Source organism: Corallococcus sp. CA049B, assembly GCF_003611685.1.
GTDB classification, from domain to species: domain Bacteria; phylum Myxococcota; class Myxococcia; order Myxococcales; family Myxococcaceae; genus Corallococcus; species Corallococcus coralloides.
In genome coordinates this window covers 31,220-54,368 of sequence record NZ_RAWC01000013.1, presented here as the reverse complement: position 1 = coordinate 54,368, position 23,149 = coordinate 31,220, and the positions used below count along the sequence as shown (strand labels likewise).

The 23,149-nt window shown below is 69.2% G+C and carries 21 protein-coding genes; 8 read left to right on the top strand and 13 right to left on the bottom strand.

Features of this window, described 5'->3' with window-relative positions; all coding sequences use genetic code 11:
• Positions 1-220: 220 nt before the first annotated feature.
• Positions 221-448, top strand: coding sequence for a hypothetical protein (locus tag D7W82_RS05000; RefSeq protein ID WP_233587301.1), 228 nt, complete (start codon positions 221-223; stop codon positions 446-448).
• Positions 449-475: 27 nt separating this feature from the next.
• Here D7W82_RS05000 and D7W82_RS04995 read toward each other — a convergent pair whose 3' ends face one another.
• Entirely contained in the window at positions 476-940 is a 465-nt protein-coding gene (locus tag D7W82_RS04995) for a nuclear transport factor 2 family protein (RefSeq protein ID WP_199727681.1), read from the bottom strand.
• An 80-nt stretch (positions 941-1,020) separates the two neighbouring features.
• Here D7W82_RS04995 and D7W82_RS04990 point away from each other — a divergent pair, with 80 nt between their 5' ends.
• Complete coding sequence (locus D7W82_RS04990; RefSeq protein WP_120617231.1) at positions 1,021-1,623, top strand: TetR/AcrR family transcriptional regulator; 603 nt, start codon at positions 1,021-1,023, stop codon at positions 1,621-1,623.
• Here the strand turns inward: D7W82_RS04990 and D7W82_RS04985 are convergent.
• Positions 1,561-2,340, bottom strand: a complete 780-nt coding sequence (locus tag D7W82_RS04985) for a hypothetical protein (protein WP_120617230.1) — start codon at positions 2,338-2,340, stop codon at positions 1,561-1,563. The genes D7W82_RS04990 and D7W82_RS04985 overlap by 63 nt on opposite strands.
• 144 nt (positions 2,341-2,484) lie before the next feature.
• Here D7W82_RS04985 and D7W82_RS04980 point away from each other — a divergent pair, with 144 nt between their 5' ends.
• Together D7W82_RS04980 and D7W82_RS04975 are read left to right on the top strand one after the other, a co-directional pair.
• A complete protein-coding gene (locus tag D7W82_RS04980) occupies positions 2,485-3,576 on the top strand; it encodes a saccharopine dehydrogenase family protein (RefSeq protein ID WP_120617229.1) in 1,092 nt (363 codons plus the stop codon).
• Positions 3,577-3,644: 68 nt separating this feature from the next.
• The gene (locus tag D7W82_RS04975) at positions 3,645-4,250 is read left to right on the top strand and encodes a TetR/AcrR family transcriptional regulator (RefSeq protein WP_233587300.1); all 606 of its coding nucleotides are present in this window, start codon (positions 3,645-3,647) and stop codon (positions 4,248-4,250) included.
• On the opposite strand, the gene D7W82_RS04970 is transcribed toward D7W82_RS04975, so the two are convergent.
• The 4 genes from D7W82_RS04970 to D7W82_RS04955 form a co-directional block, all read right to left on the bottom strand.
• Entirely contained in the window at positions 4,230-5,006 is a 777-nt protein-coding gene (locus D7W82_RS04970; RefSeq protein ID WP_120617227.1) for an SDR family NAD(P)-dependent oxidoreductase, read from the bottom strand. The two genes, D7W82_RS04975 and D7W82_RS04970, sit on opposite strands and share 21 nt — an antisense overlap.
• On the bottom strand, positions 5,006-5,677 hold the full coding sequence (locus tag D7W82_RS04965; protein ID WP_120617226.1) for an SDR family oxidoreductase: 672 nt from the start codon (positions 5,675-5,677) through the stop codon (positions 5,006-5,008). The genes D7W82_RS04970 and D7W82_RS04965 overlap by 1 nt, the downstream gene beginning before the upstream one ends.
• Before the next feature lie 102 nt (positions 5,678-5,779).
• Positions 5,780-7,030: a cytochrome c gene (locus D7W82_RS04960; protein ID WP_120617225.1), complete on the bottom strand. Its 1,251-nt coding sequence runs from the start codon at positions 7,028-7,030 to the stop codon at positions 5,780-5,782.
• A gap of 10 nt (positions 7,031-7,040) precedes the next feature.
• Positions 7,041-7,613, bottom strand: a complete 573-nt coding sequence (locus D7W82_RS04955) for a hypothetical protein (protein WP_120617224.1) — start codon at positions 7,611-7,613, stop codon at positions 7,041-7,043.
• Between the two features lie 170 nt (positions 7,614-7,783).
• Between D7W82_RS04955 and D7W82_RS04950 the strand changes: the two genes are divergently transcribed.
• Positions 7,784-9,478 carry an alpha/beta-hydrolase family protein gene (locus D7W82_RS04950; RefSeq protein ID WP_120617223.1) on the top strand — a complete coding sequence of 565 codons (1,695 nt, stop codon included), beginning with the start codon at positions 7,784-7,786 and terminating at the stop codon, positions 9,476-9,478.
• Positions 9,479-9,487: 9 nt separating this feature from the next.
• On the opposite strand, the gene D7W82_RS04945 is transcribed toward D7W82_RS04950, so the two are convergent.
• Entirely contained in the window at positions 9,488-10,987 is a 1,500-nt protein-coding gene (locus D7W82_RS04945; protein WP_120617222.1) for a hypothetical protein, read from the bottom strand.
• Between the two features lie 48 nt (positions 10,988-11,035).
• Positions 11,036-12,781, bottom strand: a complete 1,746-nt coding sequence (locus D7W82_RS04940; RefSeq protein WP_158617591.1) for an AAA family ATPase — start codon at positions 12,779-12,781, stop codon at positions 11,036-11,038.
• Between the two features lie 368 nt (positions 12,782-13,149).
• On the opposite strand from D7W82_RS04940, the gene D7W82_RS04935 reads away from it, so the two are divergent.
• Together D7W82_RS04935 and D7W82_RS04930 are read left to right on the top strand one after the other, a co-directional pair.
• Positions 13,150-15,228 (top strand): sodium-translocating pyrophosphatase, encoded by a 2,079-nt coding sequence (locus D7W82_RS04935; protein WP_120617220.1) that lies wholly within the window; start codon positions 13,150-13,152, stop codon positions 15,226-15,228.
• A 165-nt stretch (positions 15,229-15,393) separates the two neighbouring features.
• Positions 15,394-15,594 (top strand): hypothetical protein, encoded by a 201-nt coding sequence (locus D7W82_RS04930; protein WP_120617219.1) that lies wholly within the window; start codon positions 15,394-15,396, stop codon positions 15,592-15,594.
• Positions 15,595-15,649: 55 nt separating this feature from the next.
• Here the strand turns inward: D7W82_RS04930 and D7W82_RS04925 are convergent, their stop codons facing one another.
• Entirely contained in the window at positions 15,650-17,179 is a 1,530-nt protein-coding gene (locus tag D7W82_RS04925; protein WP_120617218.1) for a M28 family metallopeptidase, read from the bottom strand.
• A gap of 37 nt (positions 17,180-17,216) precedes the next feature.
• The gene (locus tag D7W82_RS04920; protein WP_120617217.1) at positions 17,217-18,233 is read right to left on the bottom strand and encodes an alcohol dehydrogenase; all 1,017 of its coding nucleotides are present in this window, start codon (positions 18,231-18,233) and stop codon (positions 17,217-17,219) included.
• Positions 18,234-18,417: 184 nt separating this feature from the next.
• On the opposite strand from D7W82_RS04920, the gene D7W82_RS04915 reads away from it, so the two are divergent.
• Complete coding sequence (locus D7W82_RS04915; RefSeq protein WP_120617216.1) at positions 18,418-19,299, top strand: NAD(P)-dependent oxidoreductase; 882 nt, start codon at positions 18,418-18,420, stop codon at positions 19,297-19,299.
• Between the two features lie 6 nt (positions 19,300-19,305).
• Here D7W82_RS04915 and D7W82_RS04910 read toward each other — a convergent pair whose 3' ends face one another.
• The 3 genes from D7W82_RS04910 to D7W82_RS04900 all read right to left on the bottom strand — a co-directional run bounded on the left by D7W82_RS04910 (position 19,306) and on the right by D7W82_RS04900 (position 22,769).
• Positions 19,306-20,175: a flagellar motor protein MotB gene (locus D7W82_RS04910; RefSeq protein ID WP_120617215.1), complete on the bottom strand. Its 870-nt coding sequence runs from the start codon at positions 20,173-20,175 to the stop codon at positions 19,306-19,308.
• Positions 20,176-20,320: 145 nt separating this feature from the next.
• Positions 20,321-21,496: a right-handed parallel beta-helix repeat-containing protein gene (locus D7W82_RS04905; RefSeq protein ID WP_120617214.1), complete on the bottom strand. Its 1,176-nt coding sequence runs from the start codon at positions 21,494-21,496 to the stop codon at positions 20,321-20,323.
• A gap of 118 nt (positions 21,497-21,614) precedes the next feature.
• The gene (locus D7W82_RS04900; protein WP_370450935.1) at positions 21,615-22,769 is read right to left on the bottom strand and encodes a NosD domain-containing protein; all 1,155 of its coding nucleotides are present in this window, start codon (positions 22,767-22,769) and stop codon (positions 21,615-21,617) included.
• Positions 22,770-23,149: the final 380 nt, after the last annotated feature.

Genomic DNA, 23,149 nt, shown 5'->3' with positions numbered 1-23,149 from the left:
GGTTAAGCTGTTTTGACTTTGAATTCTTGTTTCCAGTCTGGCGCCTGATTGACACGAGAGGGCCGGCGGGTGGCATTGATTCCAGTGGCAATGGCAAACATGTTGTGGTGTCAAAATGGCGCCGCGTGGCACTCCGGGGACAGCGCCGGGTGGAGCTCAGGGGCTGCTCCTGGAGCGTTCAGCGGGCACCTGGAGCACGAAGCCGCCGTAGCCCATCTACGTGGATGGCGGCGTCGCGCCTGATCTGCTGGGCGTGGTGGCCTTCGGCCAGGGCGCTGTCTTCGCGCACCTGGACACGGACGACCTCGTCCGCTTCGACGGAGTGGCGTGGCAGGACTTCCGCTTCGGCACCCAGGGCTTCACGACCCTCGAAGGGCTGTCGTCGGACGAGCTGTGGAGCGCCACCCAGGATGGGACCGGGTTCTACTGGGGCCCCCGGGCGCTGTAGGACGCGGCGACTGAGCACAGCCGGGCGCTACAGAGAGGGCGTGCCAGCTCCGCCGAGGACCTCGGGCGTGAGCTTCAGCGCCTCGCTGATCGCCAGGACATCTTGGTACTCGCGCCAGTGCTGGATCAGGCCGTCGCGGACCCGCAGCACGCCAATGAGGGTCGCCGAGGCGCGCAGGCCGGTGGTGGTGACCGTCCCAGCCAGCTCGTATTCGACGACGATGACCTCGGGGTCGCGGGTCTGATGCGTCGCCAGCTCGCGGAACTGCTCGAAACGTATCGGCAGGACCGCGCTTCTGGCTCGGTAGAACGCCAGCCACGCCTCGCGGCCCTCATGACGTCGCATGCCTGGAGGAGAGAACGGGGTCTCGACCACGACATCCTCGGCCAACAGCTCCGCTGGCAGGAGCGTCGCGCCTTCTCCGAGGAGTGCTTCCTGCATGCACCGGTAGATGGTGAGCGGACCCGCGGCTCCCGTCGCCGACTGTGACATGGTCGTGCCTCCCGAGATAAGATGAGTGCGACTCAGGATTAATAGTGAGTCGCACTCACTTTTGCAAGGAGGGCCGACGGATGGCGCGAGAGGGTAGGCCGCCCGCGGGCGGCGGTGCGGGTGAGCGACCCGTTCGTGCGGATGCCCGCCGAAACCGCGCGCGCATCCTGGATGCGGCCGAGGCCGTGTTCGCCGAGCAGGGTGCATCGGCCTCGACCGAGGCCGTGGCCGCGCATGCCGGCGTCGCGATTGGCACCGTGTTCCGGCACTTCCCAACCAAACCCGAGCTGCTCCAGGCCGTGGTGATGCACCTGATGGAGCGACTCATCACGGAAGTCGACGCGATGGTCGACAATCAGGACGCAGTCACCGCCCTGTTCGAGTTCTGCGCCCGCGTCATGGCGATCAGCGCCCGAAACAGGGCCGTGTTCGCCCGACTCGCCGAAACCGGGGTCCGGGTCCGCGTCGGCGACGCGTTGGCCCGCCTCCGGCCCGGCATCGATCTGCTGCTCGAACGCGCCCAGAAGGCGGGCACCGTCCGCGAAGACCTGCGCCCCACCGAGCTGATCGCCCTGCTCGCGGCCATCTGCCAGGAAGCGCTCACGGATGAGTGGAGCGCATCATTCCGCCAGCGCGCGCTCACCCTGCTCTTCGAAGGCATGCGGCCGACCGCGAAGCGTTGACCGCGATCCTGGATTCCGCGGAGCCTCGAGCCGCAGCACCGTGCTCACGTAAGAGAGTGCCAGGCCCTGCTGGCCACCCACGCGCGTCCCGAGGAGATGGACCTCCGTCGCGGAGGTGTTCCACTTGCTGCGCAGGGTGTACTCCTGGGTATCCCAGTACGCGTCCTCGGAATCCATCCGTGCCCGCTCGTTCATCTCCTCCAGGGATGCGGCATCCACGGGCCGCCGCTCCTGCACCGCCTGGATGGTTTCGGCGGCGAACGCGAGACCGGCGAGCGCATTCAACACGGCTCGCTGACGGGCGGCCTCCTCCGCTGAGTCCTGGGTTTCATCCGGCTCGCCGTACTTCGTTTGGATGACGCTCGCGACGCCGCGGTGGGCCTCGCGGAGATCTCCAGGGGCGCCGAGGAAGAGGGTCACCGCAGCGAGCTTCTCCTGGTCGAAGGAGAAGCGGATCGTCGCGGGCATGTCCCAGCGCTCCGATTGGAGTTCGAGCCCGCCGCCATCCACGGCGACCGCCGCGGGGTAGCGTGCCCGAACCTCGTCGGGGCTCATGCTCCAGCGGGTGTCCTCGAAGCCGGTCGCGGCGCCGCGGAGATTCCGCAGATGGGCCTCACGGATGGCTTCGCGCCGCTCCAGCCGTCGCGCGTGCTGTGAGTTCTCACAGCCGAAAGCCAACAGGCACAGCGGGAGGAGGGCGGCGAGCTTCCTGCGCATGGAGCGGCCTTTCGGTGGGGAATGGGCCGCCTGACGTGGGCGCGAATTTTTTATTCAGTGCCCAGAAAGAGCGCCCCGGTCGAATGTCGTGAAAAAATAGGTCGAACGACCTATATCCACGGTGGGTCTTGAACGGGAGTCGCCATGGAGTCCGAGGGTTGCGTCGTGCTTGTAGGGGGCTATGGGGTGGTGGGGGCGCAGCTCGCCTCTTTGCTGCGGGAGCGTCACCCGGACCTGCCGCTGCTCATCGCGGGGCGCCGGGACGCGCCCGCTCGGGAGCTGGCCGCGCGTCTGGGGCGGGCGGAGGGCGTCGCGCTGGATGTCCGCTCGCCCCAGGCGTTGGCGGCGCTGGGTGGCAAGCCCCGGGCCGTGCTGTCCCTGGTCAATGATCCGGAGGACACGCTGCTGCTGGCGGCGTCGCGCGCCGGGGTGCCCGTGCTGGACATCACCCGGTGGACGTCCCGGTTGAAGGCCACGGTGCTGCGGCTCTCCGGGGCGACGCCGGGCGCGCCGGTGTTGCTCGGATCCGCGTGGATGGCGGGGCTGGTGCCTCGCCTCGTGGCGATGGCCGCGGGGCAGGTGGGGCGCCTGGAGCGGGTGGAGGTGGCCATCCGCTTCGCGCTCGCGGATCAGGCCGGGCCGGACTCGTTGGAGTACATGGACCGGCTGGGCCTGTCCTTCGAGGTGATGGAGGACGGGCAGGAGCGGCAGGTGCTGCCGCTGACGGACGGCCGGCGGGTGAGGTTCTCCGACGGACGCCACACCCGGGTCTTCCGGCTCGACACGCCCGAACAGGCGACGCTGCCCCGCGTGCTGGGCGCGCGGACGGTGACGACGCGGCTTGGCTTCGACTCGGGCTTCGCGACCTGGACGCTCGTCGCGCTCCAGCGGCTGGGGATCCTCCGGGTGCTCCAGCATCCCCGCTGGACGCCCCTGCGCCGGACATTGCTCACAGGCAGCAACACCGGGGGCGAAGCCGCGTGGGTGGCGGACGTCGAGGGCGAGCGGGGGCAGGTCCGCATCGAAGTCGTGGATCCCCTGGGACAGGCCCACCTCACCGCCGTCGGAGCGTTGCTGGGCGCCGAGCGGCTCCTGGGACTGGATGGCGCGCCGCCGCCGCCCCCGGGCGTGTGGTTCCCGGAGCATGAGTCCCGGCCCGAGCAGACGCTGGCCACGCTGCGTGCCTGCGGCGTCACGGTCCGGATCGACGAGCGTCTGGCGCGCGAGGCGGCGTGAGGGTCCGCCGCACGAGCAAGAAGGACCCCGGGACACTTCCCTCGGCGAGCCCCCGGAAGGGGACCGCGGTGCATGCCAAGGGCACCGAGCGCGTGGAGCGCATCCTCGACGCGACCCTGGAGGTCCTGGCCGGTGACGGCTACGCGGGCCTCAGCCTGCGCGTCGTGGCCCAGCGCGCGGGGGTGAGCCTGGGGAACCTCCAGTACTACTTCCCCACCAAGCAGGACGTGGTGCGGGCACTGCTGTCGCGCTACCTGGAGCAGGCCCTCCAGCGGGTCCGCGAGCGGATGGCGGGTGGCGGAAGCGAACCGGCGCAGCGGCTCCGGCTGGCCGTGGACGCCATCCTGGAGGACCAGGACTCACCGCGCGCCTGCCAGTTCTTCGCGGAGCTGTGGGCGATGGCCGCGAGGGACGCCATGGTCGCCGACGCGCTCGCGGTCTTCTACGCCGGCTATCGCGCGGGCGTCGTGGAGCTGCTGCGGGAGCTGTCCCCCGGCCTCACCCCGGCACACAGGGAGCGGAGAGCGGCCCTGCTGGTCGCCCTCTTCGAAGGCCTGTCCCTCTTCCGGGGCGGTGGGAACCTGCGCGGCGCCTCGGTGCCGGGGCTGGAGCAGGAGCTGCGCGTGCTGCTGGAGCAGGTGCTGCTTTCCGACTCAGAACGACGGCAGGTCTGACGCCAGATGGGAGGACAGCCCACCGTCCATCACCAGGGCGCTCCCGTTGACGTAGCCGCCAGCGGGTCCCACGAGGAACGCCACCAGGCCCGCCACCTCTTCTGGTGTTCCGAAGCGCTTCACGGGGATTCGCTCCTGCAAGCGCAGGCGTGAGGCGGAGGGGGCCTTCGCCAGCATGTCCGTCTCGATGTAGCCGGGACAGACCGCGTTGCAGGTGATGCCGTAGGCTCCCCACTCCGCGGCGATGGCCTTCGAGTAGCCCACGAGCGCGTGCTTGGTGGCCGCGTAGGTGGACGACTGGGCGCCGCCGAAGAGGCCCATGATGGACGCGACGTTCACGATGCGCCCATGGCCTTCCGTCTTCATTCGCGGCAGCGCCCACTGACACAGGTTGCGCACGCCCTCCACGTTCACGCCGAACAGCAGATCCCACTCGGCGACGCTCACCTCGTCCGCGCGATGAAACGGCCCACCCAGGCCCGCGTTGTTCACGAGCACCTGGGGCACGCCCACCTTCGCTTCGAGCCGGCCGAGCGCTGACTCCACCTCGTCCCTGTTCGCGACGTCACAGGCCAGCGGCCAGGCGCGGCCCCCGACGTCGAACAACTGTTTCTGGAGTTGCTCCAGCGCGGCGACATCGCGGGACACCAGGACCACCTCGAACCCGTTGCGGGACAGCTGGGTGGCGATGGCCGCTCCAATGCCCCGGCTGGCCCCGGTGACGACGGCGACAGGTGCCTTCGGCTGCGTCTTCATCAGAGCACCCCCTGCGGCGGGACGAGGCGCAGCTCGTCGATCCGCACGTTCGGGGGCTTGATGGCGATCTCCCAGATGCACTGGGCCACGTCCTCCACGGCGAGCATGTCGGCCGGGCTGAACTCCGGCCGCGACTTCCAGAAGGCGGTGTAGACGGCACCGAGCGACAGCAGGGTGGCGCGGATGCCGAACGCCTTGCCCTCCTCGTTCAGGACGCCGGTCAGTCCCCGGACGCCATGCTTCGTCGCCGCGTAGGCCCCGTTCAGGGGCAGCGTGAGGTGGTCGCTCACGGACCCGATGTGGATGATCCGCCCGCCGCCTCGGGGCTTCATCCACCGGAAGGCCTCGCGCGCGCACAGGAACGTGCCCGTGAGGTTCACGTCCAGGGTCCGGTTCCAGTCCTCGAGGGATGTCTCGTGGAGCGGCGTGAAGACTCCGACGCCCGCGCAGTTGACCAGGACCTCGACAGGTCCCGTCTCCGCCTCCGCCCGCTGGAACAGCGCCCTCACGGAGTCCTCGCGCGTGACATCCACGTGCAGGCAGTCCGCTGTCTCCGTCGTCACGTCACTCGCGGCGCACACCACGCGCAGCCCTTCCGCGCGCAGCTTGTGGACGACGGCGCGCCCGATGTCGCCCGTGCCTCCGATGACGATGACATTCCGAATGCTCACGCGCCGTGTCTCTCCCCCGGGTTCATCCCCATGGCCAGGGTAGACCATGGAAAGCGCGCCAAGGGGGAATACTCAGGGGTGGGGTGCGAATCCGCTTTCGAGCTATTCGGGCGCGCCCTGTTCGATCCACGTGAAGACGAGATCGATCTCCTCTTCGGGAATGGGGGGCAGGCCCAGGGGCATGCCCAGCACTCCCGGTTGGAAGTGCCCGTCCAGCTCTCCTTGCCGTGCGAGCAGCGCGGCCACCAGCCGGGGCGTCCCATCCTCCATCTGGTCCGGGAGCCCGCGGAACTGGCCGTCACGCCTGACGCCTCGGAGGAAGCCGGCCCGCGTGGCCAGGTCGAGCGAGGCGCCGTCGTAGCCGAACCCGCCCGTGTTCCCCGGCCCCTGATCTCCGGGCCGCCGCAGGTCGGAGTGACAGTGGAAGCAGAGGTGCCGTGAGAGCTTTTGCGCCACCTCCGGATAGTGGACCTCGCGCTCCAGCCTCTTGGGTTGGTAGCGGGGGCGTGGCGCTGCCGCCACCTGGGGCAGGGGGGCGCGCAGGAAGGCCGTCAGATCCTCGACCTGCTTCGGGGTGAACGCGAAGGTGGGCATCTCCGTGTCGAGGAGGATGCGGTGCGGATCCGTCAGCCAGCTCCGCAGCTGCGCCAGGGACATGCGGTCACGCACGTGGCGCAGGTCCGGGGCCCGCCTCCGGGCCGAGGGGCTGTTGAACTCCGGCGCGCCATAGCGCAGGGACTCGAGCGGGAAGTCCCCCCGGTAGTGACAGCTCGCGCAGGCGTGCTCCGCGTAGAGCGCCCGGCCCGCCTCCACATCTCCTCGCGTGGGTTCCGCCGACTCCTGTTCGGTCACCGCGAAGTAGTCCGCGAGGAGCTCCGCGTCCTTCGGGCCCACCTTCATCCGGGGCATGGTGGCGCCGTAGAGCGGCCTCACCACATGCGGCGCCTGGAGCCAGGAGACGAGCCACTCGCGCTTGACCCGCTGGTTCAGCGAGCCGAGGTCCGGAGTCCTCACCAGGTGGGTGATGTGTCTCTTCCACCGCGCGACCTCCGCCTGCTTGTACCAGAGGTCCAACCTCCCCGCGGCGATGGCCTGATGGCACGTGACGCAGTTCTCGCTCAGGCGCGCGGACACCGGTTCGAGCCCGGGGACGACGTGACAGCGATTGCACTGGAAATGCTCCACGGCCTCCCGTGGCGTCGCCGGTGAGGGCTTCGTGGGGGCGAGCACCCGCGTCGGCAGGCGCAGCGCCAGCACGTCCGCGTCACGGATGAACACGTAGCCACCACCGGCCACGGCCCCCACGAGGGCGAGGCCCGCGAGCGAGGCAAAGGGAAACGAGCGCACGGCCACGGGGGATGAATCAGTAGCCGTGGAGGTCCACGAACCCGAGCGACGGGTTGTCGCAGAGATACGGGAGGATGATGTTCTCCCGGATCACTCCCAATCCCAACACCAGCACCACGGAGGTGACGACCAGGGCCACGAGCGGCCGGGTTCCCGTGTCGCCGAACCTCCGTTTGCCCGGCCCGTGGAAGAACGCCGCCTGCATGAGGAAGAGCACCACGGGACTGGCCACCAGCACCACCAGGTTGGGGATGCTCATCACGCACGTGGAGAAGTCGCTCGCGCTGAAGTTGAGCAGCGGCCCTCCCACCGAGACCGCTTCCAGCAGCAGGAGGAGCGCGACGCCGACGATCAGGAAGAAGCCCCGGCGCGCTGCCGCCGGCTGCCCCTTCACGGCCGGGCCCCAGACGTTGCGCAGGATGACGCGGTTCATGAACACCGCGCCCACGGACCAGAAGACCAGGTCCGCCCAGTAGGACTGGCTGAAGTCCTTGGGGGCGTAGTCCATCGAGTTGATGCAGGCGAGCGCACGCAGCGGCCAGAGGACCGGGGCACCGAACAGGATGGGAGCAAGGGCGCGGCGAAGCATCCGGCAAGGCTATCAGGCACTTCGCTGTGAGTGCGAGTGGCCCACCTGGCGGCCGGCCCCATTGGCAGTCGCGGAGCCAGACACGGCGGGCGCACGCTGCTGGGGAGTGGCCTTGGGGCCTACCCTCTGGAGTGCGCTCCGGAGAGCTTGCGCACTCGCGGGGAGTTCGCATGGAGCACTTCCTTACCCACGCCGAGCAACCCGCCGAGGTGCGCCACACCCGGCGTGCCAGCCGGACCTGGCCTCGCTGGCTCCGCTACACCTTGCCGGGGGCCTGGGTGGCGCTCCTCTTCGCCTGTCTGGCTTTCACGCCGTCCCTGCTGCCGCGCAGCGGTCCGTTCCAGGGCTTCGTCAGCGGCCTCAGCGCGGCCATCGGCTATGGGCTCGGGTGCCTGGGTGCCTGGCTCTGGCGGGAGTTCGCGGACCGCCCCGCGAGGACGCCCCGTCGTCGCGCATGGCAGGGCTTCTTCATCACGGCCGCCGTGGCGCTGACGGGCGCGCTGCTGCTCGGCTGGCATTGGCAACAGCGCCTGAGGGAGCTCATGGGCATGCCCTCGCCGGGCCGCGCGGGCTACCTGCTCGCTCCCTTCGTCGCGGCGGTGTTCTTCTTCGTGATCATCGCCGTGGGCCGTGGCCTGCGTGCCGTGTCCCGCGCGTTGGCCACGCTGCTCTCAAGGCACATTGGTCCTCGCGCGGCCCGGGCGACGAGCGGACTGGCCGTCGTGGTGCTCACCGCGCTGGTGGCCAGCGGCCTGCTATGGGACGGGCTCATCGCCGCGGCGGACCGCACCCTGGAGGTGCAGGACGCGCTGACCGACGAGGGCGTGGTCCCACCGCGCACGGCGTTGCGCTCCGGCGGCGCGGGCTCACGCATCCCGTGGGAGTCCCTGGGGCGGGAAGGGCGCAACTTCATTGGACGCGGGCCTTCGGTCGAGGAGCTCTCGCGCTTCCATGGCACGGCGGTGAAGGAGCCCATTCGCGCGTATGCGGGCTATGCCTCCGCGCCGGATGCGGAGGCCCGCGCCGCGCTCGCGGTCGACGACCTGGAGCGGGCCGGCGGCTTCGACCGCGCGTACCTGCTGGTGGTGACGACCACGGGCAGTGGCTGGGTGGTGCCGGAGGCCGTGGACGCCTTCGAGTACATGACCGGCGGCGACTCCGCGATCGTCGCCATGCAGTACTCGCATCTGTGGTCGTGGCTCTCCGTCCTGGTGGATCAGAAGCGGGCCCGGGAGTCCGGCCGGGCGCTCTTCGATGAAGTCTACGAACGCTGGTCGCGGCTTCCTCCCGGCCAGCGACCGAAGCTGCTGGTGTTCGGTGAGAGCCTGGGCTCCTACGGCGGAGAGACCGCGTTCAGCGGCGAGCGGGACATGGCCCAACGCACCGACGGAGTGCTCTTCGTGGGGCCGCCGAACTTCAACACCCTGTATCGCGCCTTCACCGACCACCGGGACGCGGGCAGCCCCGAGGTGGAGCCCATCTACCGGCAGGGCCGCATCGTCCGCTTCAGCCGCAGGCCGGGGACGGACATCCCGCCCGCGTCCGCGCCGTGGGGAGACTCGCGCGTGCTGTACCTGCTGCATCCCTCCGACCCCATCATCTGGTGGAGCCCCCGGCTCCTGGTGCAGCGGCCGGACTGGCTGCGCGAGCCGCGCGGCGATGACGTCCTGGGCCAGATGGTGTGGATCCCCTTCGTCACGTTCTGGCAGGTGACGGCGGACCTGCCCCTGGGCATGGAGGTGCCCGCGGGCCACGGCCACGTCTACACCGCCGAGCACGTGGACGGCTGGGCCGCGCTCCTGCGGCCGGAAGGCTGGAGCGCGGACCAGACGGAACGGCTGCGGAACCTCCTGCTCGCGCGTTGAGGCGGGAGGCTATTGCGCCATCACCGGGGACGCGGTCGGGGAGGGGACGCACTTCGTCTCGAAGACGGTGACGATCCGCTTGAACTCCTGGCGCGCCGCATCCGGGACCCCTTCGTGGAGCATGTCGAGCGCACGGCGTCCCATGGACACGGCCTCCCGGCACCGTCCGGTCTGGAAGTACAGCGCTGCCTGCGTGTTGAGGATGGCCGAGTTGCCCGGCATCAACCGCACCGCGCGCTGGGCCGGGGCGAGCCCCTTCTGGGGCTGGTCCGTGGTCACGTAGTACCAGGCCAGGCTGTTCTGGGCGGAGGGGCTGTCCGGCAGCAGCTCCGCGGCGCGCTGGCGGGCCTGCTCCTGGGGGGCGGACGTGTCCGCGTTGGCCTCCAGCGCGTTGGCGAGCAGGTCCCACGCGCGCCCATCGTCCGGATGCTTCTCCACCAGCTCCCGCGCGAGCTTCAGCCGCTCGGCCTTGTCCAGCGTCTCGGCCCGCAGCCGGAGGGTCTCCACGTGGGTCGGGTCCTCCTTCAGCGCCTGGCTCAGCTCCAGGTCCGCCTTTCGCTGGCGTTCGGCCGGCGGCACGTCGCCCGGCGCCTGCGTGAAGAGGATGGAGCGGATGACGTGCACGTCCGCGGGCTCCAGGACGCGTGTCTGGGTTTGCGTGGGCACCGGAGGCAGGGGCTGGGTGGAGATGGCGTAGCGCCCGAGCTGCACGTAGTTCGCGAGGGCGGCCTGGTAGGAGCCGTCTCCCTGGAAGGCCACCGCGAAGGCGCGCCGGGGCTCCTCTCCCCGGGCCAGCTGGTTCTGGAAGGCGTCGAAGCGCCTGCCGTGCTCGTTGATGAGGTAGTGCACCCACAGCCACGACGAGGCGTAGTGGCGCTGGAGCTCCGCGGTGCTCTGGTTCGTCTTGCCGTCCCACTGCCACAGCTCGTCCAGCGTGAGCCAGCCGTGCGCGCGCACGTACTGGAGCAGCGCCGGGCTGGCCCGGCCCAGCACCACGTTGCGGTCGCTGGGGCGGATGGTGACGGTCTGCAGGTAGGACGCCAGGCCTTCCGAGATCCAGCGCGGCTGGCGGGGCAGGGCGAAGGCGCTCAGGTAGTGCGCCAGCTCGTGGGCCTGGGTCTCCTTGTCACCCGTCGTGTCCGCCAGCAGGTAGCCGCCGCCCCCCGTCATCACCATCCGCGGGCCGTCGGGCGTCTGTCCGGCGAAGCCCGCGTAGCGCGCGTCGGTGAACTCCTCCAGGTCGCGGGGGTTGCTGAGCACGATGACGTCCACCGTGCCCGGCGGGTCGAAGCCCGGGCCCCAGGCCAGCAGCAGCGCCCGCCGGAACTCCTCCAGCTCCAGCGCGCTCCTCGCCGCCGCCTGTTCCTCCAGGTTCGTGCGCACGCGGAAGTGCGAGCTGCGCACCTCGCGCCAGGGCCGCCCACCCTCGGCCGGACACAGGGCCCGGCTCGCCGTGCAGCCCGAAAACAACGCCAACGCCAATCCCAGGAGCCCCAAACGCAATCTCATGGCCGGGGCTTCTGCCATACCTTGCGGACGCGCGACAGATGCCGCGAGTCAGGCTTTGGCGTTGGGCTGGGGTGAGAAGAGCCCCTGGACGAACCTTCTGGCGTGTTCGAGGTGGGGATCCTGCCGGAGGTTCATGCGCAGCACCTCCGCGAGCCAGGCGTTTCCATGTCCTCCGACGGTGGGGACGAAGCTCTCCATCTCTCCACATTCCACGACGAAGAGCCCCAGGTGCTTCAGGTCCGCGAGGAGCGTCTCGGCCACCTGGCGAAGCTCTCCCTTGGGGACCGCGTTCACGCCGAGCAGCTTCGCTTCATCCCAGGGCGAGGCGCGCCTGAGCACGTCCCGGATGCTCGTGGCCACGTCCATGGGGAAGGTCGCGGTGGTGACCTGGTTCAGGAGCTTCTGGATCTCCTTCTGGACGTGGGCGGTCTCTAGCTCCGGCTTGCGTTGCTCGATGCCTGCCTTGACCTGCTTCCATCGAGGTTGGAAGTCGTCCCAGTTGCCTCCGAGGGCCTCGACGGCCTCCTTGAGAGGGGATTCGCTGTTCAGGATGTCGAAGTCCACGACTGCGCGCGTGGGGATGCCGATGCTGGCGAGGGCCTTGGCGATGGTCGGGATTTTGTGTTTGCCTCCCGTGCTCGTGAACATGACGTCGGGCATCCGGGCGTCCGTGTCCTCGGACCGGGTCGCTTCCAGGAGTGAGGCATAGAAGCGGCAATCTCCGTCCGCCTCGCAGAGCACGACCTGCTCGTGGAAGAGGCTGTCCAGGGTGTTGGAGAAACGGAGGATGGGCTCATTCCAGAGCGTGCGGATCCGGTCTTTGTCCAGTGTCCGCGCGTGGTTGAGGTTTCCCTCGCGCGTGAGGCGGATGATCTGGAGTGAGGCCGGGCTGGCATCCAGCAGGCCCCGGAGCAGATCTCCGCTGTGGGTCGCGATGACGAGCTGGCGCCCGGCGGGCTTCTCCTTCGCCAATAGCGTCCCGAGGAAGCGCGCCTGGGGCGGGTGCAGGAACGCCTCGGGTTCGTCAATCATGACGACATGCTTGTCGGCGGCCGTGACCTCAAGGAGGCAGCCCGCGAAGCTGCGCATTCCGTCACCCTGGGCTTGGAGCAGGGGAAGCGCCTGGAGCTTCCTGGCGTAGCTGGGGGAGACCCGATCTTCGCCGGGATCCAGGAGTGGCGCCGTGCCACAGTGGAGGGGCATCCTGGTGCCCGCGGTACGGTTGACGATGAGCGCTTGTCCGAAGGCTCGTCGGAAGTAGCGGCTGAGCCGCTCCGCCAGGGCCGGATCGACGCACATCTTCTGGATGGGGTGGTATGGGATGTCGCTCGTAAGGTTGAAGACGTCCGCGGGGTCGGTGGCCGTGATGCGGGTAGAGTGGTCCATCAGGTCGAAGAAGAGCCTGGTGAGAATGCCCAGGCCTTTTCCTCCCCACGCATTCCGGAGCCAATCCTCATGAGCGTTTTCAGGCGTGAAGCCCATGAGTCTGTTGACGATCTTCGAATAGCTCGTGCCTTGCAGTGACTGGAGTTGGTAGTACCCGCTTTCGGGCAGACGATACGGAGCCAGCCGCTCCAGGAACTCATCGGCTGTCCCAATGCGGCCCACGTCTCCGTGGACGACCTGATAACTCGTCTCGGACCGATGAGCACCGGATTGGCCGAGGAGCTCCCGGAGGGCCACGCTCTTGCCGGCGTTGTTGGGCCCGACGATGACGACGATGGAGTCGGGTTCGAGCGGGATGCGCTCGCCGCCGCTGAACGTGAGTTGCTCGAGGAAGAGAGAAGCGGGCATTCCATCTCCTTGGGGCGTCATGCTGGCATGTCCAGGTGCCGGGGGTACGCCCTCCCGCGAACCGGCATGCCGCTGTGGCTGGAACTTGCGGTGGCGCTCCAACCCCGGGGTGGCGGTGAAACCTCCCCCTGTTCCGCGCTGAATTACCAGTGAATCCGGGCACTTCAATCCACTCAATGGCCTCTTCAGGCCCCGCCGGATCCCTTTGAACTCCTACTGCGTCAAGGACCCCGGTGGGGCCGACCGCTCCGAGGAGGCTCCCCGCTTGCCCTGAAATCACGTATAGGCCCTCCGCACATTTCGCGCGGCACGCGAGCGATCCGCAGGGTGAGCGGTCAGGGGCCCCCGGGACTGCTCTGGAGGAACGGATGGAGTTGTCGAGTCTCGAATCTGAATTCTGGGCGATCGCACCGAGCGTCATCGGCGCCGTCGGTCTGCTCTTCGCTGCGTTCTTCTACTTCCGCGTCAAGAGTCTCCCGGACGGTGACGCGACGATGAACCGCATCGCGGGCTACATCCGCGAAGGCGCGATGGCGTTCCTCGTCCGCGAGTACAAGGTGCTCGCGGTCTACTGCGTGGTCGTCGCCATCATCATCGGCCTGGCGCTGGGCCCGGTCGCGAGCGGGAGCTTCGTGGCGGGCGCGTTCCTGTCGCTGCTCGCGGGCTACATCGGCATGAAGGCCGCGACGTTCGCGAACGTGCGCACCGCGCAGGCCGCGCGCACCGGCTCCAAGCCGAACGCGCTGCTCGTCGCCCTGGATGGCGGCGCCGTGATGGGCCTCGCCGTCGCCGGCCTGGGCCTCATCGGCATGGGCGTCGTCTACTACGTGTTCCGCTCCAGCCCGGAGCTGTCCCCCATCCTCCACTCGTTCGCCGTGGGCGCCAGCTCCATCGCGCTCTTCGCGCGCGTGGGCGGCGGCATCTACACCAAGGCCGCGGACGTGGGCTCCGACATCGCCGGCAAGGTCATCGAGAACATCCCCGAGGACGACCCGCGCAACCCCGGCGTCATCGCCGACAACGTGGGTGACAACGTGGGCGACGTGGCCGGCATGGGCGCGGACATCTACGAGTCCATGGTGGCCGCCATCGTCGCCGCCATGGCCATCGCGCTGACCGCCAACGCGACGGAGCTCTCCCGCCTCGTGGTGGACACGAACGCGACCGGCAACGCGAAGCTGGCCGGCGTCATCCTCCCGCTGGTGCTGTCCGCCATCGGCCTGGTGGTCAGCCTGCTGAGCATCTTCATCGCCCGCGCGCTCAAGCACATGAACCCCGCGCAGGTGCTGCGCAGCGCGCTCATCATGCCCCCCGTCATCCTGGTGGGCCTGTCGTTCGTGCTGATGAACGTGTTCGGCCTGTCCCAGAACATCACCATCGCGCTGGCGGCGGGCGCCTTCGGCGGCGCCATCATCGGTCTCGTCACGGACTACTACACGTCGTCCACGCCGGTGCAGCGCATCGCGGAGTCCTCCATCACGGGTGCGGGCACCAACCTCATCCGCGGCCTCGCCGTCGGCATGGAGAGCGTGGGCATCTCCATGGCCACCATCGCCCTGGTGGCCTACATCGCGGACCGCGCGCTCGGCCTGTACGGCATCGCGCTGTCGGCGGTGGGCATGCTGGGCGGTACGGCCGTCGTCATGACGGTGGACGCGTACGGCCCCATCTCCGACAACGCGGGCGGCATCTCCGAGATGTCCGGCCTGGGCCCGGAAGTGCGCGCCATCACCGACGAGCTGGACGCGGTGGGCAACACCACGGCCGCCATCGGCAAGGGCTTCGCCATCGGCTCCGCGACCCTCACGGTCATCGCGCTGTTCTCCGCGTTCAACCTGGAGGTCAACCACACTCGCGTCGCCAACGGCCTGGCGGAGATGAGCCTGGAGCTGACCAACCCGAACGTCATCGTGGGCCTGCTCCTGGGCTCCATCCTCCCGTTCCTGGTGGGCGCCTCCACCATGCTCGCGGTGGGCCGCGCCGCCGGCGCCATCGTGGAGGAGATTGGCCGTCAGTTCCGTGAGATCCCCGGCCTGATGGAGCTCAAGGCCGAGCCGGACCCGAAGAAGATCGTCGACATCTCCACCAAGAGCGCGCTGCGCGAGATGATCTTCCCGGGCCTCATCGCCATCGTCGCCCCGCCGCTGGTGGGCTGGGTGCTCGGGCCCCTCGCCCTGGCGGGCCTCCTGGCCGGCTCGCTCGTCGTCGGCGCCACCATGGCCCTCTACATGGCCAACGCGGGTGGCGCGTGGGACAACGCCAAGAAGTTCATTGAGAAGGGCAAGCTGCCGGGTCACGCCAAGGGCTCGGCCGTCCACAAGGCCGCCGTCGTGGGCGACATGGTGGGCGACCCCTTCAAGGACACGTCCGGTCCGGGCGTGGCCATCCTCATCAAGGTCATGAGCGTCGTGTCGCTGCTCGTGGCCTCGCTCATCGCGCTGCGCTGAGCCGTCCCTGGGGTGCGGCCACCCGGCTTCGGGGCGCCGCACCCTGGGTGTAGGAGACCAGACACCCGGCCAGGCAACGCCGGCCGCGTCAGGGGCAGTGGGCGAGCGCGTGCTTACACTTCATGGTGTGTGCCGCTCGCTGTTCTCCTGACGATGAGGTGTCACATGGTCCTGGAGTTCTCCCAGCAGCAGATCCACCTGCTCCACGCCGTGCTGGCCGAAAGCGCCGATGCGCTGCGGGACGAGATCGTCCGCACCGACAAGCTCGAGCTGCGTGAGGAGCTGAAGCGCAGGCTCGACCAGCTGGGGGTCATCCAGCGCCAGGTGGAGGCCCGGATGCACCCGGAGCAGCCAGCGGCGCTCTGATGCCGCCGGTCACGGACCCCAGTCAAGAGACCTGGGGCCTGGAGGGCCGCTCGCTTCATCGCGGTGCCTGGACGGGCTTCCCTTCGAGCGGGTGCCCCCGGGTGCCCGCGGTCCACTCCTCCCAGACGTTGAACGACTTCATCTGCTGGCCCAGGTCGGTGTCGCGCACGAGTGCTTCCACCTCCGCGCGGCTCTGCCGGGGCAGCTTCTCTTCCATCGTCGCGAAGCCCCACGCGAGCGCGCCCACCACGGCCGCGTTGGCGCGCAGCGTGCGCGCGTCGCACTGTTCGAATTCATCCGAGCGCGCGTGGTAGTTGGGCCCGTACGTGGCCGGCTCCTGGTTGGCGATGAGGTTGGCCACGCCGTGCATCATGAAGTCGAAGTTGTCGGTGCCCACCACCGGCACGTCCACCTGCGTGAAGGGGCCCAGGCCCGTCACCGGCTTCAGGGCCTTGTCCACCAGCGGCACCAGCGCGGGCCGGCCGTTCGTATAGAAGCCGGTGATGCGCCCGCAGCCGATGTCCACCGACAGCGCCAGGGTGTGCCGGTCCAGCTCCGCCGCGTGCGTGCGCGCATAGCCGGCCGAGCCGTACATGCCCTGCTCCTCGCCGTTCCACAGCGCGAAGCGCAGGGTGCGCGCGGGCTTCAGGCCCAGGCGCTGCATCTGCCGTGCGAGGTCGAGCAGCATCGCGACGTTGGCGCCATTGTCCAGCGCGCCGCCGCCCAGGTCCCAGCTGTCCAGGTGCGCCCCCAGCACGACGACCTCGTCGGGGTGGGTGGTGCCGCGAATCTCGCCAATGACGTTGCGTGACTCGTAGGGGCCGCCCGTTCGCAGCTCCAACGCCGCGGTGAGGTTCAGCGCCTTGCCGGAGCGCAAGAGCCGCAGCGCGCGCTTCGCGCCGTCGCGCTCCATCACCAGCATGGGGCGGGTGTTCCTGGGGCCCACGGAGACGCTGTGCCGGTAGAGCTGATTGCCGGGCCGGCTGCCCATGTAGACGACGCCGGCCACGCCCGCGGCGAACGCACGGGACTCGATGGTCGCCGCCTCGTCGTACTCGCGGAAGAGCCCGTCGACGTCCTTGAGTTCGTCCGTCTCCACCAGCAGGTACGCGCCGCGCGCCTTCGTGCCCAGGCGCTGGAAGTCCGCCTCGGTGCCCCGGCCCGCGTCCCGCATTGGCGCGGTGAGGCCTCCCTTGGGCGTGGCGGTGGAGAAGGGCATCGCGGCCACTCGCGGGGCGAAGCTCACGTCCAGGCCCTTCACGGACGCGGTGGCGGCGCGCTCCAGCCACAGCGCCGGCATGGGGAAGGGCTCCGCGCGCGCCGTCACGCCCGCGGCGCGGAAGCGCTCCAGCGCCCAGGACACGGAGCGCTGGTTGGCTTCGGAGCCCGTGGCCCTCCCGCCCACTTCGTCCACCAGCGAGCGCAGGTCTTCAATCATGGGCGTTGCGCCCAGCACGCTCCCCATGAGCAGCGCGGCTTCGCGCTCACGCACGGGCGGCGGGGCCTCCTCGGCCCTGGAGGGAGCCGGGAGGGCCAGCGTGAGGGACAGCGCCGCGAGGCGGAGGAGCGGACGGGAGGGGGACATGGCGCAAGCATCCCCACCCCGGCCACTCCCCGGCAAGTCAGCGCATCTTGAGCACCACCCGGAAGCGGGCCTTGTTGCTCATCATCCGCTCGTAGGCCTCCGCCGCGCGGTCCAGGGGGAACACCTCGTTGCGCGAGCGCACGCCCGCGAGCGCGCTGAAGGCCATGGCCTCCTGCGAGTCCTGGGGCACGCCGCTGGGCCAGCCCTGGATGCGCGTGCGCTTTCCAATCATGGACATGCTGCTCACGGGGATGGGCTCCGAGCCCGCGCCCAGCAGCAGCAGGGTGCCGTTGCGTCCCAGGCCTCCGATGAGCTCGCCCGCGAGGCTGCTGCTCGACGCGGTCATCATGATGACGCGCGCGCCCCCGAGCTTCTGGAGGGCCTCCGCCGGTTTGCCCTGCTCCGTGTCGATGTACTCGTGCGCGCCCAGCTCCATCGCCAGGGCCTTCTTGTCCGCGCCACGCGAGATGGCGGCGGTGCGGTAGCCGAACTTGCTGGCGTACTGGATGGCCAGGTGTCCCAGGCCGCCAATGCCTTGCACCGCGACCAGGTCCCCCGGCCGCGCGCCCATGTTGCGCAGGGAGTTGTACGTGGTGACGCCCGCGCAGAGCAGCGGCGCGGCGTCCTCGGAGCTCATCCCCTCCGGCACCCGGGCCAGCGCCTCCTGGGGCGCGACCAGGTACTCCGCATAGCCGCCGTCATAGCTGATGCCGCAGATCTGCTGCTTCTCACAGGTGACGAAGTCGCCGCTGCGGCACGCGACACACTGGCCGCAATGGCCTCCGTGCCAGCCCACCCCGACGTGCTGTCCTTCCTTCCAGGCCGTCACGCCGGGGCCCACCTGTTCGATGCGGCCCACGACTTCGTGACCCGGCACCCGTGGGTACTGGATGGGCATCCAGCCTTCCTTGGTGATGGCGTCGCTGTGGCAGACGCCACACGCCTCCACCGCGATCCGGACCTGCCCGGGACCGGGCTCGGGGACCTCGCGCTCGACCACTTCGAGCGTGCCGCCCGCCTTCTGCACCTGCGCCGCTTTCATCTTCCTGGCCATGGCGTCTCCTCGGGGGGAGGGATGGGGATGACGCGGTGTGGGCGCACCTGGAGTGTAGGAGGACGCCAGGCCGGTGAGCGGGCAGGGAGGACAGGCCCCGTCCTCCGGGTCGCTCAACAAGCGTCCGGGTTGACGTGGAGTGCGCGCGCTCCGAGGCTGGATGCCTCACAACAGGAGCGTGACGATGACTTCCAGCCGTTCGACGAAGCTCGCGGTGATTGGCAGTGGTCTCATGGGCAGCGCGCTGGCGCGAGCCTTCGCGGCGGCGGGGCATGACGTCGCGGTGTGGAACCGGACGCCGGGCAAGGCCAGGGCCGTGGGCGGCGGCACCGTCGCGTTCGAGAACCTGGTGGAGGCCGTCACCGGGCGGGCGCTCGTGGTCGTCTCGCTGTCCAACTACGCGGCGTGGTCGGAGCTCGTCGCCTCGCAGGCCGTCGCGTCGGCGCTGTCCGGAACGACGCTGGTCCAGCTCACCAGCGGCTCACCGGCGGACGCGCGCGGAGGCCTGGAGTGGGCGAGGGCGCACGGCGTGGACTACCTGGACGCGGCGATCCTCGCCTATCCCGCGTTCGTGGCCACCGACTACGCGACGGTCTACTACGCCGGGTCGCGAGCGGTGTTCGACCGGCACCAGGAGACCCTCCAGGCCATCGCCAGGAACTCCGTCTACGTCGACGAGAAGATCGGCTCCGCCGCCACGCTCGACTGCGCGATCCTCGAGGCCTACTACGGAGGCTCCCTGGCGGTCCTCCACGCCGCGGCGATGTGCCAGGCCGAGGGGCTGGACCCGAAGGCCTTCTTCGCCCAGAAGAACTCCTTCCTGGGCTTGATCTCCGTCACCGCGGACGCCGCGCAGGACATGATCGCGCGCAACGACTTCACCGGCCAGCAGTGCAGCCTCAACACCCACGTCGCGGCCATCGAGCACATCGTCCGGCTGAGCACGGACGCCCGCATCAGCGCCCGCTTCCCGCGGGAGCTGCTGGAGAACTACCGGCGAGCCCTCGGCGCGGGGCTGGGTGAGCAGGAGTTGCCCGCCGTGTTCCGGACGCTGACGCAAGACTGAGTTTGACTACCGGCCCGCCTTCTTCCCGACGGCGGGCTTCACGGCGGCGGCCTTCGCGGGAGCCCCCTTCACAGGGGTCGCCTTCGCGGGGGCAGCCTTCGCGATGGCGGGGTTCCGCTTCGCGGCCAGCTCCGGGATCAACAGCAGCTCGATGCGGCGGTTGCGCGCACGGCCCTGCGGCGAGGCATTGGCTCCCAGGGGCCGCGTGTCGCCGTAGCCGGCCGCGAGCATGCGCTTCGCGGGCACGCCGCCCTTCTCCTGGAGGAAGCGCACCACGTTGACGGCGCGCGCGACGGACAGCTCCCAGTTGGTGGGGAAGGTGGCCTGGAGCTTCTGCGTGGGCGGCGAGTCGTCCGTGTGGCCCGACACCTGGATGAGCTTGTCCTCCACCTTGGACAGCACGCCGCCCAGGCGGGTGAGGACCTCCTGGCCGCGCGTGCTGATGCTGGCGTCGCCTGAATCGAAGAGGACCTTGTCGACCAGGTCCACCTGGAGGCGGCCGCCGTCCTGAGACAGGCGGATGGCGCCCTCGGCGATCTCCTTCTTCAGCTTGTCCTGGAGGTCCTCGTAGGTGGCCTTGAGGCGGGTGAGCTCCGCCTCCTGCTCCTGCACCGTCTGACTGAGCTGTTCCTTCTCCGTGTTGAGCTGATCCTTCTCCGTGGTCAGCTTCGCGTGCTCCGCCTCCAGCGCGGCCAGCTTCGCCGCCAGCTGCTCCTTCGCGGCCTCCGCTTCGCTGGCCCGGGCAGTGGCCGCCGCGGCCTCCGCGTCCGCGCGGGTCGTGCTGCGATGCGACAGATAGAGCACCAGACCCGCGAGCACCGCCACCAGCGCCGTCACCAGCCAGGGCACCCAGGCCCTTCCGCGTTCCTCTTCCATGTCGCGACCTCCAGGGTGGAATGGACGGAGGCCACGCTAGTGAAATGCCCCGGGTGCGCCTCAAGGCGACCCGGGTGTGTGCAGGTATCTGGAGGTGGATTGTTTCAGCCAGGGCAGCCGAAGCGCTCCGCCGCTGGCTGGGACGTCAGTCCATGGCGCAGACGATGCCCACGCAGTTGCCCGCGGTGTTGTTGCGCGCGACGTTTCCGCCGCCGTCGAAAGCCGTCGGTGCGTAGATGCCGAAGCCCGTGTTGTTCAGGGCCAGGTTGTCGATCACCGTGGGGGTGCTGGGCGGCTGCACCCGGAGTCCATCCCCGTCGTTGGCCAGGAACTGGTTGCCGCGGACGATGCCCGTGAGCGGGACGGGGACCGGCGCCGGGAGGTCGGACAGGGTCAGCCCGCCGCCGTTGTCGTGGAAGGTGTTGCCATCCACGTAGACCGTCAGGGCGGAGGCCTGGAGACCCAGGCCATTGCTGACAGCCATCGTGTTGATCATCGCGAGCCTGTTCGTGACCCAGACCGGCCGGTCGGCGGGCGCGAACGCGGCGTTGTTCGCGATGAGCGAGTTCTCGAACCGCATCTCTCCGCAGGTGTGGGGGCCCTGGTCGACCAGCATCCTCCCCACTGCGTCGTTCCACGCGATCGTGCTTGCCCTGAAGCGGAGGGAACCACCGAAGCAGTCGCTGACCAACCCATTGGACGTGAAGGTGGAGTCGAACAAGTCGATGTGATGGTAGTCCGCCACCATCGCGATCCCGTTGTGGGTGAAGATCGATGAGCGCACGTCGAACACTCCCGTGGACGCATCGAATGTGCTGCCCAGTCCCCGGCCATTCCCGCTCAGACGACAGTGGGTGATGAGGAAGTTCGTCTGGGACTCGCTGTAGACGCCGTAACCATTGTCGAGGAGCGAGAGTTCGTGCAGTCGCAGGTTCGCCGTGGTTGAGCTGAAGCTGACGTCGATGCCGTACCCAAAGCCCTGCACGGTGCCATTGCGGATCATCCTGGCGTGGGTGACCACGATGCCGAATGTGCCCGGGACCTCCGGGCCGGTGCGGCGGATGGTGTATCCGCCCAGGTCCAGGAGGACGTCCGCGCCATCGAGCTGGAGTGCATAGGGCGCCGAACCCGGACAGTTGAGGTCATGCGTGAGGATCGTGCTTTCGGTGAGGGTGTCACCGCACCGGACGGCGTGACCGGACTTCAAGCTCACCTTGGGTGCCACATCGGATGGAGCCGTGTCACGGGCCAGGACGTCGGGCGCTCCCGTGAGCAAGGTGCCCACGGCCATCACCATGGCGAATCCGCGTGTCTGCTTCATGCTGCCTCCCCCTGGACCGGAGACGTCCGGTCAGCAGCGCAGAGCCTAGAGGAAGCGCTCCCCGCATCATCCCGTCCAGGGGTGGCAGCCCTCCGCCTGGACGGTGACACGGGGGGGATCAGAAGGGCGAACAGACGATGCCCACGCAGTTGCCCGCGGTGTTGTTGCGCGCGACGTTTCCGCCGCCGTCAAAGGCGGTGGGCGCGTAGATGCCGAAGCCCGTGTTGTTCAGGGCCAGGTTGTCGATCACCGTGGGGGTGCTGGGCGGCTGCACCCGGAGTCCATCCCCGTCGTTGGCCAGGAACTGGTTGCCGCGGACGATGCCCGTGAGCGGGACGGTGGAGAACCCTTCGCGATCGGACAGTGTCAGGCCGCTCGCGTTGTCATGGAAGATGTTGCCGTCGATGTAGACGGTCAGGGTGTAGGCCTGAAGCCCGGTGCCGTTGTGGACGACCAGCGAATCGATCATCGACAGCTTGTGCGGCTGCCACACCGGGATCGTGGTTTGCGCGAACGCGGCGTTGTTCGCGATGAGCGTGTTCTCGAAGCGGATCTCGGAGCAGATGCGGTAGCCGTCTCCGTCGTTGGGGATCGTGCCCACGGTGTCATTCCACGCGATCGTGCTGGACCTGAAACGGATGAGCCCATCCCAGCAGAAGAAGGCTCTCCCGTTGGACGTGAACGTGGAGTCGAGCACGTCGATGCCATGCGCGTCCGCGAACATCGCGGTCCCATTGTTGGAGAACACCGACGACCTCACGTCGAAGCTCCCGGTGGACGCATCGAATTCGCCGCTCAGTCCGGTGCCGTTCCCGCTCAGGCGTGAGTTCGTGACGAGGAAATTCGCACCAAGCGCCAGGTTGTGGACGCCTTCCTCGTTGTCGAGGATCGCGAGCTGATGCAGCCGCACGTTCAGATGCTCCGCGTTGTAGGTGGTGGTGATGCCCTTGCCGAATCCCTGGACGGTGCCGTTTCGCACCATCCGGCCATTCGCGATCACGACGCCTTGTGACTCGTAGTTCTCCGGGCCGGTGCGGCGGATGGTGTGGCCGCCCAGGTCCAGGACGATGCCGTCGCCATCGACCTGAAGCGCGAAGGGCGCCGAGCTGGGGCACTGGAGGTCATGCGTGAGGAGCGTGTTCGTGGTGAGGGTGTCACCGCACCGGACGCCGTGGCCGGTGGGGGTGAACGTCACCTCGGCGTCCCCATCGGAAGGAGTCGTGTCACGGGCCTGGACGTCCGGCGCTCCCGTGAGGATGGTGGTCACAACCATGGCCACGGCGAATCCACGCGTCTGCTTCATGCTGCCTCCCCGGGCCGGAGACGTCCGGCCACCGGCGGAGAGGCTATTCACGGTGCCGCTACGGGCTTCCCGCCCAGGGGTGTCAGCGCGCAGCCCGGAGTGCGACAGCATGAGGCGCCCAAGGGTGACGTGGAGCGCCACGCCCGGATGAGGGGAGCGGCCCTCACTGTGTGGGGGGGAGCCGTCACCCATCCCTGACTGTGACCGCGGCGGCGTGCGCTCTTCCCGAAGGAGCGAGGCCCTCTCCGCTGTCGGGTATCTGGCACAAGCATTGCCTTTGCGGCGGCGCATGATTTCGCGCGACGCGATGGCTCCTGGCACCTGGCGACGCTCCGTCGGGTGGGCCCTGA